Below are 14807 nucleotides of genomic sequence, written 5' to 3'. Positions count from 1 at the left end.
TCCATTCAGTTTATATACAGATCACTCTACTGGTTCTGCACTCATCCCATCAGATCTTCTTCTCCTTGGGTGCTGTGGTGGCGGCAACCCTGTAGAAGACATAGACAAGGACGATGTCAACCACCCATATTATGGCGGCTATTATCTCATCGTTCCAGGGTATCGGGTGGAAGAGGTCAATGAGGTCCATTACCCTCGTGGCCGAGAAGAGTATCATTGAAACAGCGAATACCCTCAGGAGGAGTGTGGTCTCATTGATATTTGAGAAGAGCATCCCCAGGGCAGCCTCACTGTATCTCAGGTTGTTGAGGAGTATCCTCGCTGCAAAGTACAGGGTCAGGATGGGCGGTATCATGATGAGCCAGTCAGGGGTCATCAGGCATCACCCCCCATGACCGAGGCCAGGAGTCCCACCGCCACAAGTAGGAAAAGTGCGTTGAGGTTCAGCAGGCCCTCAACCACGAACTCTGACTGTCCCCCTATGAATGTGAGGCCCACGAGTACCGTGAAGATGGATGATATGAATATGGACGTAACTATGATCCTGGACTCCCGCCCCTTAAGGAAGAGCATGGAGACCGCAAGTTCCCTGGACCTCAGCTCCGAGATTATCCTGAGACATGAGACTATTATCATGACCCCCAGGATGAGCCCTGCCACGCGGTTTACAAGAATCAGGATATCCATGTAAAACACCACCAGATACTATGTTAAAGGAAATATTTATTTATTGGGTTCTTCACCTTCAGAATCCCCATCTGCACCATAACCGTTCAGTCAGTGGACCCGGAGTTGATGTGTGAGAGGAGGAGGGCCATGTTGATTATATCCTCCCTGTTGTGCTCCACCACGGGTACAAGGGGCCCCGGGTTGCCTGTTGAGAGGTAGGTGTGGTAGTAGTCGGGCACATATGCCCCTGGAATGTCAAGGTCCCTCTCCACCCCCAGGATGTGGCTCTCAACCGTGCAGAGTTTGCAGTCAGGTAGACTCTTACCCCAGAGGCGCCTTGATACATGGTAGAGGTCCACATGACATTGCTCCAGCCGGTTACTCAGGTTATGGAACTCTGACCTCCTCCTTATATAGGGGATGTCGAAGCTTGCCCCGTTGAATGTTACGAGAACCGAATCGGGTGGGATGTGGTGGAATATCTCAAGGACGGCGGCCTCCATGGAGGGTTCAGGGGCGAGGCGCTGCCTCACATGGATCTTACCATCCTCAATCCAGGCCATACCTGTGAGTATCACGGGTTCGTCGGAGAGTCCGAGGGTTTCGATGTCAAGGAAGGTGAACATCTCACCCTCAAGGAGTCCCAGAGCAGTGAGCACCCTCTCGTCAGATGGGGATGCATTGAGGTAACACCTCAGGTTGTACACATCCCCTGACTGGATCATGGAAAGGACCCTGGAGGCCTCATGCCGGTACCTATCATGTGCAAGGAGGTCGGGAACCGTGAGGTACCCCTCAGACTTCAGCCTCTCCTCGGTGACCGGCCCAACACCCCTGAGGAGCTTGAGGTCAGAGAGAATGTCATCCGCTGATTCCCGCACCCTGAACCTCAACCTTCTGGTGAAGGATACCTCAAGTGCCTCTGCACCCGCCGCTGTCAGCCGGGATGCTCCGATGGCCTCCTCCAGTTCCATGCCCTCATATTCCCTCATGAGGTCCCATTTGAGTTTCTCAAACATCCAGTATCCCCCATTCAATTCATTCCATTCCTGGCCCTCTCATGGAAGTAATCGGCCATTTCAGTCTCCCCCTGCTCCCTGAGGATGGCCCCCATGAGATAGCATGCCCCAGCATTTTCTGGCTCATCCTCAAGGATCTCATGCAGCTTCAGCTTGGCATCAGATAGCCTGCCCTCACTGCATAGGAGTTCAACCTCTTCCAGGGCGTCAGGGGCCTCCTCACTGCTTTCATCCCGGGCATCTCCCGAGACCCTGCCCATGAGGTGTTCAAGTATCATCACTGTGGCGTCCCTGTGGAGCGGTGAATTGTCGTTGCCACATTTTGGTGAGTAGATGCATGACGGGCACCCGTCACTGCAGCCACAGGATGATACAAGTTCAAGTGTCGACCTGAGGAGGTCCTCGAAGACCTCAACACCCTTCTCAGCAAGTCCTATGCCGCCCTCAAAGCCGTCGTAGATGAACACAGTTGCCTCCTGTGTGTCCGGGTGCCAGGGGGTTGACAGTCCCCCTATGTCCATCCTGTCGCAGAGCACGTGGAGTGGGAACAGTGCTATGAGCGCGTGCTCAGCGCCATGGAGTCCGCCCTCAAATGTTTCATCATCCCCGTACTCCCCTTCAACCCTCTTTCTGAGAGTTTCGGGTACCGTGAACCAGAGTGCCCTGGTCCTGAACCTGATGGGTGGAAGTTCAAGGTCCCTTTTACCCAGGACCTTACTGTAGTTCATGACCCTGTAACCTGTGTAGTGCTCTGTAACCTCAACCTCCCCGAAGTTGACCTCAAGGCTTCCCACCCGCCTCCTTCTGAGTTTCCTGATCACCCTGAGCTCAGTCTCCCTGAGGACCGATGTATGGTACTCCACGTCCCTCCTCTCAACGGTTATCCTCCTCTTCTGCAGGTCAAAGTCCCGTACGATGTAGGTGTTGCCGTGGTTCATGAGCACCGCGCCCTCATGGGCCTCCCTGTATGCCTGGGACCGGCTCATGGTCTCAAGTGTCCGTCCCTCGCATATCACCGTGAAGGTATCTGATGAGATATCATCCAGCCCATACCTGAACTGGGGGTCGTTGCTGCACACCAGTCCCTCCTGTGAGATTTCAAGTTCGCCCCCGTCGAGCATCTCCCCTGCCACCGCCATGCTGAAGTCGTGGTCCAGGAAGTCGTCGAGGGTTAGGGGTAACTCTGCTGCCGCGCAGGCCGTATGGTTCCTGAGTATGAACCTGTTTTCAGGGTTGATTATGGCGTTCTCATGGGGCCTCTCGAAGATGAAGGAGGGGTTCTTCATGATGTACTGGTCCAGGGGGTTCTCGAATGCCACCAGGATAACAAGGGAGTCATTCCTGTTCCTCCCCGCCCTCCCTGCCTGCTGCCAGGTGGATATCATGGTTCCAGGGTACCCTGATATTATGACAGCGTCCAGTGACCCGATGTCTATGCCCAGCTCCAGGGCGTTGGTGGTGGTGACGCCCAGGAGCTTCCCGGATCGAAGCCCTGACTCTATCATCCTCCTCTGATCTGCAAGGTAACCTGCCCTGTAGGATGTCACACGGTCAATGAGCTTCCTGTTTTCCCTGTCAAGCTGTTCCCTGGTCCACCGGGTTACAAGTTCAGCCATCTTCCTTGAGACGGTGAAACAGAGGGTCTGAACACCCCTCAGAACAAGGTAGGTGAGTATGGATGAGGTTTCAAGGTGCGCCGATGGGTCCCCCCTCTTGCTGTAGGGGTTGTAGAGTACGAAGTGCCTGGGGCCGGAGGGTGACGTGTCCTGTGAGATAATATGGAAGTCCAGGCCAGTCAGTTTACCTGAGAACTCCTCAGGGTTGGCCAGGGTTGCACTTGCAAGGATGAACCTGGGATCTGAACCGTAATGCCTGCAGATCCTCCTGAGCCTCCTTATGAGGAGCGCCACACCTGATCCGAAGACACCCCGGTACTGGTGGGCCTCATCTATCACCACGTACCTGAGGTTACTGTAGAACCTCCTCCACTGGTGGTGCCATGGGAGAATACGGTGGAGCTGGTGGGGGTTGGTGAGGACTGCCCGTGAGTTCTCACGTATCCATGGCCTCATCTCCCTGGGGGTGTCCCCATCGTAGGTTGCCGGGTTCAGTGTGATTCCAAGCTCAGATTCCAGGTGCCTCAGAACCTTCAGCTGGTCCCTTGAGAGTGCCTTGGCAGGGTAGATGTAGAGGGCCGTTGCACTCCCATCGAGGGTTAGGGTCTCCATTATGGGGAGGTTGAAGGCCAGGGTCTTCCCTGAGGCCGTTGGGGTTGTTATGAGGATGTTCCTGCCCTCCCTTACTGCCTCGAGGGCCTCTGCCTGGTGGCGGTAGAGTCTGATGCCGTTACCCTCAAGGTACTCCATGATGTTCTCAGGGAGGTCGGTGACCTTTGCGTATTCAGCTCTCCTTGCGGGGACCGTCTCAACGTGTTCCACTGCATCCCTGAAGCGCCAGTCCCTCCTGAACCTCTCAAGCACCCTTTTAACCATGTTAATAGAATTGGGGGACGATCCTATTAAATGTTTTTCAGTTCATGGATCTATCCCCACGTGATTCAAAATTAATATATACATGTAAACTCATATTATTTAACAGTGAAGAGGGGAGTGTTAATATCAGGAGAGTAATTGTGATTATCCTTGCACTTGCCGTTACTGCGGTGGCGGGCTGTGTCTCAGAGGAATCAGAATACCAGGACCAGAACCTCAGTAATTACCCGGATGTGAGTCCAGAGGATTACATGACCTCGGATACAGGTAATGTCTCTGGAAAAGGTGAATATGATGCCAGTGGAGTCTGCACCTACGTTGTCGATGGGGACACCATCGATGTTTCAGGGACAGGGAGGATACGCCTTGTGGGTGTCAACACCCCTGAGAGGGGGGAGCCTGGCTACAGGGAGGCGAAGGACTTCATGAAATCAATGTGCCTCTCAAGGACCGTGCAGCTCGACATAGACGATGCAAAAAGACATGATAAATACAGGAGGGTCCTCGCCGTGGTCTACGTGGACGGAGTCAACATAAACAGGGAACTCCTCAGGAGGGGATATGCTGAGGTCATGTACATTCCACCATCCGAGTTCAACCCATATGAGTGGACCTGAAATAAATATAATAATAAATATAATGTTTAATATTATAAACTAATTAAGGGGGTGATAAAATGGGGGAATTTAAACTCGAAGTTCTTAAGACCATGGGTACACTGATAACCACTGCATTCGGCCTAATAGCGGCTCTTGCCTGGAACGAGGCCATAAAGGCACTCATAACACAGTTCTTCAAGGCAGGCAATGAACTTACCGGACTATTCGTCTATGCGCTCATTGTGACCATCCTTGCAGTCATTGCAACCATCCTAATTGCAAGGAGCCTTGCTCATTACGGGATAGAACTACCTGAAGAGTGATTTACTAATCAATACTAATCTTTTATTTTAATATTAGGGACTTCCCTTGAAAATTCAGGATCAATGTAACTTATCTGTGTTTTTATTATTTCCCTCATTTTAATGGCTGGATCAAGGCAATACATTTCAAAATCTTTCTTGTCTATGTCCTCGGGATGCTTCACATGGGGAAATATCAACTTAAGGTAAGCTGTTGCCAATTTAATTATAGCATTTTTATCCCTTGTGTCTGCATCTTTAGGCACATGAACTAGTTTTTCGACTATATTTCTGAATTGAGAGTCTGTCCTAAGTTCATGTAGAATCTCTGAGAAATACTCCACATTTAGAGCATATCCCCTTATTATAAGATCTTCTCTCATTCTAGGAAGTTTCCATCCTTCAATAAACCCATGGAACCTATCCAAGAGCGCGGGGTCATTGAAAAACTTGTGTAAATTAGCAAAGTACCTGTTATCAACGGGTTTTCTTTCCTGTGTAAGGGGAATGTTTCCAAGGACCATTAAACCTGCTGAGGATTCACCTTTATAATTAGCCACAGAAAATGTACCTGATTCTAAGTAATTCTTTAAGGCGCCACGTAACTCACTTTCATCTGTAAATTTTATTGTTTCAACTTCATCTATTGCAACAAAATCGTAAAGAGTTAGTAATCCAGGGGTTTTTCTTGAAATGTCATATAAAAGTTTGGCTCTACTTATAACGCCACCACTGATTACCCATCCGTATTTACTCAGGTTATTGAAAACATAGGACTTCCCAGTGCCCTTGGGGGCTAATTCAAACATGTTAAGATTTGGTTCTACAAAAATCAGCAACCTTGATATAAAGAGAAGTTTCTGTTGTAGACTTTCGAAACCCTCTGGATTGTACTCCATTGACCTAATCAACAAATCAATCCATTCTGCAATTGTGAAGTCATTCCTCTTTTGCTTGAAATATTCTAGATCAACTTCATAAGGTTTGAATGACTTATAATCTACTATCTCTATAAAGCCCATTTTCCCATTATCTGGAGGACTATATGAAAGTTTTACTACACCCCAAACCTCTCCACCTTTTAGTTCGGGGTGCTTCTCAGCAATATAATTTGGAACTATACCCTCATTAGAACCGATACCTAGATCAGGAATAGAAAATTTTATAACTCCACTCCTTATATCTGGTTCAATTATAATCCTTGACAATGCGGTTATGGGGATGTAATCATTAATTAATGTCCCTTTAATAATTTTTTTATTTTTTTGAGCTATATGCCTGTTTAAAAAGAGTCTCAAATTTTCTTCATCAATTTTTCCCTCTTGAGTGCTGTTCCTCTGAATTAACCAGTCCTTTACGAAGGAGGGTAGATTATATCCTGAGAATACACCGTATATCTCAGGATTCTTTAGAACAGATTCCATTGGAAATTTCTCTTTAATTTTAAAGTCAAGCATGTTCATATAAGCTCCCTCTCCCTAAAGCCTCCTTTTAAATTAACCCTAAGATCCAATGTTTGTTTATTAATTTTTAACTTGATTTTATATAACTGTGGTCTTAGGTCACCTACCTGTGATAGATCTACCTGGTAATAACCATCGCCCTTATTTTCGACAGCCAATGTTTTGTTTTCAATTAAAGCTTCTGGTATTTTAGTTGGAACTGGGGATAATCTGAAAGTGACCACGGGATTACTGATATCAGCATCTAACTCAGCTGTTTCAAGGGTGTAAGTGACTTCTTTTCTAGCCTTTGATATTCTGAAATACGGAACTAGAACTTCTTCGGGAGTTGCGCCTCCGTGTGTCTCCCTAGATGGCACATTAGATAATGAAACATGCTTTAATGCCACTAAAACGTTTTTATCTGAGCATTCAGACTTTAAAGTTATATAATATTTATCATTCAAGTCCTCATTATTCTCCATCCAGAGGTATCTGCCCTCATGCTGGGCATCATCAAAATCAAGAATTTTATCATTAAACTTACTTAAAGTCAAAAAGCTAAACCCATGGTCTGAGTAGATATTGATAACCCCATAGTCGTTAATGGTGATTTCATCTTTAATTTTCTTTATGATCTGTTTAATTATTTCAAGTTCTTCTATTAACGTCTTCGGATGTCTATAATGGTTATTGTGTATATAGCCGTCTAGATCTCCAAATTTCTCAAAAGGGTATTTGTTACATTTTGTAATGCTTGGTAAATCAACGCGACAAATTTGTGCTTCAACTAGATAGTTTTCACCTAGATATTCATTTAGCAAATAATACACAAGTGGAAGCCACTCGGCACCTAGACCGTCAATCCAATAATTAACTCCATTTGGATCTATTTTGGGCTTTTCAATAGTATAAAACCAATCGAAAAAGGAATTCTTGTCATTATTCTTTTCTTCAATAAGTGATTTTAAATTCTCTGAGAAATCATTCCTAATTTTGCACATATTGTACTCTTTGAAATATTCTAATAACCACCTATCATAATCCAATATGGGCTTTAAATTATCCCAATCATAATAGGAGTAGAGTTCAGGGAAACAGTCCTTTAGATAATGTCTAATGGATCCTAAATCCATTTCCCTGACATTATTTATAACAAATTCTTTTTCGGCTGTGGATATCCCTGTAATATAAGGTGTCTGATCTTTTAGAGGTAGATCTTTGATCCTTTCCAATGCAACTTTAATTTTGCTCTCATCTATCTTAGGAATCCTTTTTAATATCTCTTTCCTCTCAAGATAGAAACTTTCAATGTTTTCAAGGCCGAATATTTCAAGCCAAAGTAATTCAATTAGTTCACTATTTTCTAGGCTATCCATTTTGGTAAAGCAGTGTTTTAGATATATTTTATCCTCTAAAAATTGTGAAACATAATTCTTTAATATCCACTTATAAAATTTGTCTGGTTCACTTAAGAAATATTCTACAAAATCAGCGGCCTTTAATTTATTTAAATCCATAATATTAAAATGATCCTTAATCAAAGAGCTTGTACTTACAACCCCTCTCTTGTTGAATATCTTGATAAGCCTGTTCCAATAATTAGAATCATTTTCATAAAAAGGCAATTCGAATTTTTCACCAAATATTGTCTCGACGAACTCCTTTTGATTCTTTATAATTTTTAAGTTAAATATTTCGTCAGGAAGCCATTTAGAATGAAAAACCTGGATGACCTTTGAAAAAGAGAGAACCTTCATAGTTCCCGGATTTTTCCATAAGTTGAACCAGTCCGTCGTACTTTTGATTATTTCAAATTCTGGGAGTTGCAGCTTATCATCAAAATTAAATGTAGCATGATATATCGTCACAGGTTTTATATTCCCAACAAGCTTCCAGATAGGAGCCCATTCGTCTTTCCTGTAGAATTCATCAATAAACTCCTTCTTAAATCTTTTATAAAGTCCGACAAGGGGAATGTATATTCTTGAGTAATCATTGGTCTCTATTTCAGACAAGGCCTTTAGAAGACCATAAAAGTCATTAGTTGGGGTGAACCTGAGGAATTCTGAAAGAGGAACAACTACAAGCCTTGAATCCTCCTTCAACTTATTCTTTATTTCCAGGAGGATACTATCCTTTGTAAGCCACTGCATGTTATCCAGTAGGGAATCAAGGAAGACCACATCTGAAAAATTTTTTAAATGTTCGATTACTTCATTTAATTCCTCAAATGAATTCAAAAAAATGAATCTAACAGGGTACCTGTTTTTAGAGTTTTTGTCCTCCTCAATCTCCAAAAAAAGATCATTGAAAGAGTTAAACTCTTTCAGGTTGGAATGCATGCCTTATTCCCCCATTAATCTTCTTAATGGACCTATAATTGAAGGATTCTCATCCACGAGCCTTTGGAGTATATTCTTCAAATTTTCAGGGTCTAACTCATTAATCTTATCTTTTATTTTTTTTATTTCATTCTCAGGCAGTTCAGGCTCGGGTTCAGTTTCAGTTTCTGAGGACTTTGGAGGTTCCGAAGGCTTAGGGGGATGATTAACGGTCCCTATATACCAATCTTTAACCTTATATTCAACATCCTTCTCTTCCCAGGACCCTATATCCTCCTGCATATGATGCTTAAGGTAGTTCATTATTTCATGGTAATTTATTATTATATCGCCATGTTCTTTTAGGTATTGTTCAAGCCACTTTCTGAATAAAGAGGTCCAAAGATCTTCTTTTTGTGATAAAACAGTTTTTATATGGCTTTTAAGATCAAGTTCAAAACCTTCCATTTCAGTGAGGATCTTCCCTATTTTCTCCGAGTTTATTTCGGTATCGTTAGACCTCGTAAATTCAAAAATCAGGTTAAATATCTTTTCAAATTTCTCAGGCTGATTAGACTCTCCGCACTTAAAGAGCCATAATGGAGTGTCTCGTTCTTTAACCCATTCCTTGATTTTCCATTTAACCTCATTTAGGCTAGTAATGTCCTCAAGGTCAAATATATCAGATAATAGTCTAATCAATTTCTTTTCATCTTCAGAACCGCATCGAACATTAAGTTTTTCTCTGTTTCTATTGTTTTCCCAGTATTCGAATATTTCAATGACTTTATCCCTCATTCGCTCTTTGGTAACTTGTATTCCTGATCCTGCTTCGAATAACTGGTCAACATATTTTCTCATTAAAAATGATAGGGCTGCTATGTTAATTTTAGATTTATATAGTCCATAGGGTGGTTTCGACAAGAATTTAAGTGCATCGCCCAAATTGAAGACACCATCCCCTTCCATTTCGATTGCTTTCTCTATTTCTCTATCCATTACAATAAGAGGATGTTCTCTGTTTACATCAGCTTTAAAATTAAGATCGTTATCGACTATATAATTCTCATTATGGTCTTTTAGTATGATTCTTAGATACTTATTAATACCTTTTTTTGTTTTTTCTTCTAAGTCATCTCTGTTTTCCGAAAATAGAAATATTTCAGCTGTTTTTTGAGATCTTTCATTTTTCCAGATGTTCTTATTTTGCTTTGAGTTTACTGTTTCAAGTCCATTAGTAAAGATTTCCTTTGAGAAGAAATCCTCTATAAAGTTTCCAAATTTTGAAAATATTTGAGGATACTTATCTCCATTAAAGAAGCAGGTTAAATAATCGTTTTGTATTTCACTAATCCAGTTATCAATGATCTTTTTGGCGTATTTCTCATTTTCCTCTTTATCATCCATATAATTGTGCCTAGCAGCGATATTGCTTCTTGCCTTATAGTCTAAAAATCTATCAAAGTTTTCTTCGCCAAGTTCATTTTTACTTACAACTAACAATTTATTTCTTAGGTGATCCTCTTTAGATGCTTCGCTTAAATAGGACTCAATCTTGTTTATCTCTGTTCCATCCAATCCCAAAAACAATGCGATTTGAACAGCATGGTCTTTACTAAAGGCATTTTCAAGCTTGGAATTTAGATTAAACTTATTTGGAGGCAAGTCAAAAATATGGGTCTCAACTTCCCTCAAAGCATTTATACTGTTTAGTAATTCCTTTTTATGCTGATCACTTAAAACAATTGATACTTTGTTATAAGTCTCTTTAAGGGACTCCTTTTCTCTCTCTACTTCTTCATGGGGTAATGTTGAAGTAGAGATGAGAAACAATCCGTCAGGATTCTTGTTTACTATCTTTTCATTATCTATGTATTCTAGAACCTCTTTAATAGTATCCTCTTTTAAATAACCCTTAAATATATGGCAGATATTTTTCATTTCAGGTCTTAATATCGGGGTTTCCCCTAATTCAACAAGACGATATATGAGGTTTAGAAGGAGTACTGCTTTAAAAACAGCAGAATAGTTCTCTCTAAGTCCATCAATCTTTTCCTGGTATAATTTATATCTTTCAATGATAGAATATACCTTTTCACTTTCAATTCTTTCAAAATCTTTAAAGAAGAAGTCCCACAAATGATCTGCAGTTAAAAATGGTCTTTCTGTCACATCGTTGGATAAGAAGGCTTTAAAACCGCTTTCATCATCATATAGGAACTTAAATATGCTCCTTTCAGTGGACCCAATTTGACGAGCAATAATAGTCGCTATGTATGCGGTGTATGGGTGTATTGGGAAAATGTTTTCAAGTGAAGATCTCGCATTATCTTCAATTTCAGTTATTCTAGCTATAACATCCTCTATTCCACTTATATTTTGATTTTTAAGTGAGTTCCATGCCTCTGCGTCCTTCTTTTTTATAGTGTGCTCTATTAGATGATATGTTGTAACACTTTCCATTGTGTACTCAATGAGATTAAATCTTCCAAGAATTTTTTCAATGTCCTCATCTTTTCCTTTATTTTTTAGTTGATATGGGGTCTTGTGTGATATTATAAAGAGGTATATTCCATGTTTCGGAGAGAGTTCCGCGATATTCTGAACTTCAGTTAAAAGGGGGCCAGAATTTTCTAAATCCATTATTCCAGTGAATTCATCCCAGAAAATAACAAGATTATCGGCTATGTTCCTCATTTTTAATTCTTCATTAATTTCCTTAAGCCAGTCAGTTATATTCTCTCTTGCAATTATAATACCCTTGGAAGAAAGAATTTTTTCAATCTTTCTCTGTATTTCAATGTCTTCTTTTTCAAGTAAAGTGATTATACTATCTTTACTTCCATAGATCTCTATTTCTGTACCTTCAAAAAGACTTTCAAAATTTAAATGACCATTATTTAAAGATTCAATTAATTTTTCGAAATCAGTTTTTACGCTTAATTCATGTCCTTCTTCAGCCAGTGCTCTTCTAACAGACTTCTCAACAAGAAGAGCAAACTCTCGGGGGTCTGTAATGCCGGCAGTCCCTTTTATTACAACAGGAAATATTCTCTTTTTTTCTCTAAAAGATTTCAATCTAGCAGCTAACTGAGGTTCCTTAATTTCAAGATCATCCAAAATTTTAGGATCATCTGACAAGAGGTGTTTAATAACTGCTGCTGCGTGACTCTTCCCTGTTCCATAGGTACCCTGAATCCATATGGATTGTCTATCTTCCACACGGTTACTTTCAAGTGCATTTAAAGTTTCGCCCAAAATTTTATAAAACCTTTTGTTAGGTATGAATGTTTTCCAGTAATCTTCTAGTTCATTTTCTAAGTCATAAGCTGGCTGAAATCTTTCATTTAAAGAAATTATGTCTGAATATAGCATTATAACCCCTCACAATATGTTTTGATTACATCTAAAGATGCCAAATCTTCTCTTAAACGGATGTTATCGAGATCAGCCACTAGATCAACACTTAAAATCCTCTGTCCTTCTTGCAGACCTCTTAATATTCGTTCAAAATTGTTTTTTGATAATCCGAATATTTTATAGGGTCCCCCTTCAAAATCGTTTTCAAAAAGCTCGGATACTGTGAAGTTTCTTCTTGAAGTGTTTTCAGCCAGTTTATAAAGGGAATAAGCTACAACATATGGGTTAATGTCACTAACACCTAGTTTATGAATTGACTTAATTGCCCTACCCTTTTTTTCTATAACGCCAATACCTAATTTGTCACCTAATGGCGAATTATCAAACATGTTTACCATGGCATCTATGGGATTACCTATTGTGCCTTTACTATACTCTGGATAATCCAAGCCCATCTTTTCTTTTAACTCGTTTTTATCAGTTATTTTGCCCCAAGGAATTTTATTCAAATACCAATTAACTACCATCGAATTGTAATACATGTTATTCCATATTATAAGCCAAGCGGATGACTTGTCCTTCTTGTAAATTTCTCTTAAGTAGTTTCCAAGATCAGTGCTAACTTTTTTCTTTCCGTCAATCAATTCAGCGTCTATAAGCCATCTTAATACAGCAGGTACTTGCTTGGGCCCTAAAGTATTGTTAGAAAGCCATTCATCTCCTAGAACAAAAAAGTCGTTTAACCATTCCTGCCTAAGACCAAATGTTGAATATTTATCTATTCCACCGGTTCTTTTTTTCATTTTAATACCCCCTACAGAATTATAGACTGATGCTGCAATTATACAGCCATTTTTTGAGAAATATAGACATTTATGACACTTTTTACAGAAGTTTGAATTTATCTTCAATTTATCAACTGTTTCTAAAGCAAAATTAGGGCACTCAGCCTGACATAATCCACAATTAACACAGAATGTTGTTTTATAGAGAATCTTCCTAATTTTCGATTTAACTGTTGGATTTTCAATATTCCATACTTCGATTATTTGTTTCTCTGAATTTGAATTCTTAATTTTAAAGTCAACCTTACTATCATCAATCCTTATTTCACCCGAAAACTCGCCTTTATTTTCGCGATAATTTCGATCTCCAAGGACTTTGCACCATTCAAGAAAACTTTCCCTTGGATTAGTAATGGTTCCTTTAATCTTATCAGAGTCTTCAGAGATTATTATGTTCGACTCCAGATCTAATCCAAGACCTCCAGCCCTTTTCTTCCATTCACCGTTAGCAATGAACTTCTTCACATTCTTCTCAGGAACCCCCCTTATATTAGCGTAATTTTTGATGAACGAAATATAATGCTCTAAAGATTCTTTCTCGAGGTTATAATTGATGAATTCTGTCCAAACTGAAGAATATGGACATAAAATGCATCCGACTCTACTTAAACCCCATCTATAAGCCTGGTTTAAGTTTAAACCTCTATAAAAGAGATAAAGGTAAACTTCAGTTATATTCCAATCAAGTATAGGACGTGCATTTATAATAGCCGAGTGTTTGACTTCACCTTCAATTCGCGAATAAGTAGACCTTTTGGAACTTTCCTCTGATCTAACACCCTCAAAAACTATGACCTCCGAATAATCTTTTAGGATTTCCTTTAAAAGATTTTTAAAAGGAGCTGTTTTTAGTGCATCGGTACACCATCTCTTAAACCTGCTAGGTAACCCTGCATATTTAATCAGTTCCGCTGCGGATTTAGGAGGTTTAGCTGTTTTAAATTTTAGTTTGGGATATTTGTTAAGATACTCCTCCTTAGTTCTTTGAACATTTTCATAAGTAAAGCTATTTTCAAGTGTAGTATCTGAAAATATAACAATTAAGTCATCAGGCGGAATTACACGGGTTACCAGGTCAAGTATAACCTGAGAGTCCTTTCCACCGCTATATGAAACCGTGAAAATAGAATCATTCTTATAAATATTATAGACACCTTGAATAAAGTCCATCGCCTCATTTTCTAAAACAAAAAGTTTGTCTTTATTCTTTTTTACCAATTTCTTGATATCTATAGGCTCTATTTCTATTTTTTGATCATTTAAGAATTCTATTTTGGGGTTTTCAAAGAAATTTCCGCCTTTAGTTTTGGCAATAATTTCACCATTATAATAATAATTGCGTCCAATTGCCCATAATAGTGGTTCTTTAGATTTTGGATAGTCCATCCATTCATCAAAACCTAAAAGGTCAAGTTCCTCGAAAAACACTGGTCTGGGAGGACTAACACCAAAATGGCTTTCTGTTAAAATTACAAAGTTTTCACTCATATCCCATTTTAAGTTATATATTTTATACACACCCCTTCAATGTGAGAATATTGTCTAGATTAGTAAACTTTTAAGATTAAATACACGCTCTAATTATGTACTTTTAATTAAAAAAGAATTTCCTTTCGGTAATTTTAGAAATATATATCTATAAAAACATAGAGAAATGTAGGGTTTGAAAACGTAATATCAATTAAATAATGGCTATTGTTATTAAAGACATGAGGTGAACCAATGAAAGGAGGGGGAAAATTAGGTGGGGGAACC

The 14807-nt window shown here is 40.3% G+C and carries 10 protein-coding genes; 2 read left to right on the top strand and 8 right to left on the bottom strand.

The window, feature by feature from the left end; translation table 11 throughout:
* Positions 1 to 49: 49 nt before the first annotated feature.
* The 4 genes from FVF72_RS09035 to FVF72_RS09020 form a co-directional block, all read right to left on the bottom strand.
* Positions 50 to 376 carry a hypothetical protein gene (locus FVF72_RS09035; RefSeq protein WP_147671933.1) on the bottom strand — a complete coding sequence of 109 codons (327 nt, stop codon included), beginning with the start codon at positions 374 to 376 and terminating at the stop codon, positions 50 to 52.
* A complete protein-coding gene (locus FVF72_RS09030) occupies positions 376 to 687 on the bottom strand; it encodes a hypothetical protein (protein ID WP_147671932.1) in 312 nt (103 codons plus the stop codon). Before FVF72_RS09030 ends, FVF72_RS09035 begins: the two co-directional genes overlap by 1 nt.
* 86 nt (positions 688 to 773) lie before the next feature.
* Complete coding sequence (locus FVF72_RS09025) at positions 774 to 1688, bottom strand: ribonuclease H-like domain-containing protein (protein WP_147671931.1); 915 nt, start codon at positions 1686 to 1688, stop codon at positions 774 to 776.
* 14 nt (positions 1689 to 1702) lie between these two features.
* A complete protein-coding gene (locus tag FVF72_RS09020) occupies positions 1703 to 4180 on the bottom strand; it encodes a DEAD/DEAH box helicase (protein WP_147671930.1) in 2478 nt (825 codons plus the stop codon).
* Between the two features lie 251 nt (positions 4181 to 4431).
* Between FVF72_RS09020 and FVF72_RS09015 the strand changes: the two genes are divergently transcribed.
* Both FVF72_RS09015 and FVF72_RS09010 read left to right on the top strand, forming a co-directional pair.
* On the top strand, positions 4432 to 4797 hold the full coding sequence (locus tag FVF72_RS09015; RefSeq protein WP_255503827.1) for a thermonuclease family protein: 366 nt from the start codon (positions 4432 to 4434) through the stop codon (positions 4795 to 4797).
* 59 nt (positions 4798 to 4856) lie between these two features.
* Positions 4857 to 5102, top strand: a complete 246-nt coding sequence (locus FVF72_RS09010) for a DUF5654 family protein (protein ID WP_013295705.1) — start codon at positions 4857 to 4859, stop codon at positions 5100 to 5102.
* Positions 5103 to 5116: 14 nt separating this feature from the next.
* Here the strand turns inward: FVF72_RS09010 and brxL are convergent, their stop codons facing one another.
* From brxL to FVF72_RS08990, 4 genes are read right to left on the bottom strand one after another with little or no spacing between them, the layout of a single operon-like run.
* On the bottom strand, positions 5117 to 6544 hold the full coding sequence (brxL, locus tag FVF72_RS09005) for a BREX system Lon protease-like protein BrxL (RefSeq protein ID WP_147671928.1): 1428 nt from the start codon (positions 6542 to 6544) through the stop codon (positions 5117 to 5119).
* Entirely contained in the window at positions 6541 to 8823 is a 2283-nt protein-coding gene (gene pglZ / locus FVF72_RS09000; protein WP_187239636.1) for a BREX-4 system phosphatase PglZ, read from the bottom strand. Before pglZ ends, brxL begins: the two co-directional genes overlap by 4 nt.
* Positions 8824 to 8871: 48 nt before the next feature.
* A complete protein-coding gene (locus tag FVF72_RS08995) occupies positions 8872 to 12222 on the bottom strand; it encodes a hypothetical protein (RefSeq protein WP_147671926.1) in 3351 nt (1116 codons plus the stop codon).
* Positions 12222 to 14540 (bottom strand): phosphoadenosine phosphosulfate reductase family protein, encoded by a 2319-nt coding sequence (locus FVF72_RS08990; RefSeq protein ID WP_222705858.1) that lies wholly within the window; start codon positions 14538 to 14540, stop codon positions 12222 to 12224. Before FVF72_RS08990 ends, FVF72_RS08995 begins: the two co-directional genes overlap by 1 nt.
* Positions 14541 to 14807: the final 267 nt, after the last annotated feature.

The organism is Methanothermobacter sp. KEPCO-1, from assembly GCF_008033705.1.
In the GTDB taxonomy this organism is placed as follows: Archaea; Methanobacteriota; Methanobacteria; order Methanobacteriales; family Methanothermobacteraceae; genus Methanothermobacter; species Methanothermobacter marburgensis.
Note: the sequence above shows the minus strand (reverse complement) of the source record. Positions and strands in the feature narration are given on the sequence as shown.

What these genes read in the sequence shown, in the direction of transcription:
- FVF72_RS09035 (WP_147671933.1), bottom strand. Translation starts at nt 376, where the DNA reads ATGACCCCTGACTGGCTCATCATGATACCGCCCATCCTGACCCTGTAC.
- FVF72_RS09030 (WP_147671932.1), bottom strand. Translation starts at nt 687, where the DNA reads ATGGATATCCTGATTCTTGTAAACCGCGTGGCAGGGCTCATCCTGGGG.
- FVF72_RS09025 (WP_147671931.1), bottom strand. Translation starts at nt 1,688, where the DNA reads ATGTTTGAGAAACTCAAATGGGACCTCATGAGGGAATATGAGGGCATG.
- FVF72_RS09020 (WP_147671930.1), bottom strand. Translation starts at nt 4,180, where the DNA reads ATGGTTAAAAGGGTGCTTGAGAGGTTCAGGAGGGACTGGCGCTTCAGG.
- FVF72_RS09015 (WP_255503827.1), top strand. Translation starts at nt 4,432, where the DNA reads ATGACCTCGGATACAGGTAATGTCTCTGGAAAAGGTGAATATGATGCC.
- FVF72_RS09010 (WP_013295705.1), top strand. Translation starts at nt 4,857, where the DNA reads ATGGGGGAATTTAAACTCGAAGTTCTTAAGACCATGGGTACACTGATA.
- brxL (WP_147671928.1), bottom strand. Translation starts at nt 6,544, where the DNA reads ATGAACATGCTTGACTTTAAAATTAAAGAGAAATTTCCAATGGAATCT.
- FVF72_RS08995 (WP_147671926.1), bottom strand. Translation starts at nt 12,222, where the DNA reads ATGCTATATTCAGACATAATTTCTTTAAATGAAAGATTTCAGCCAGCT.
- FVF72_RS08990 (WP_222705858.1), bottom strand. Translation starts at nt 14,540, where the DNA reads ATGAGTGAAAACTTTGTAATTTTAACAGAAAGCCATTTTGGTGTTAGT.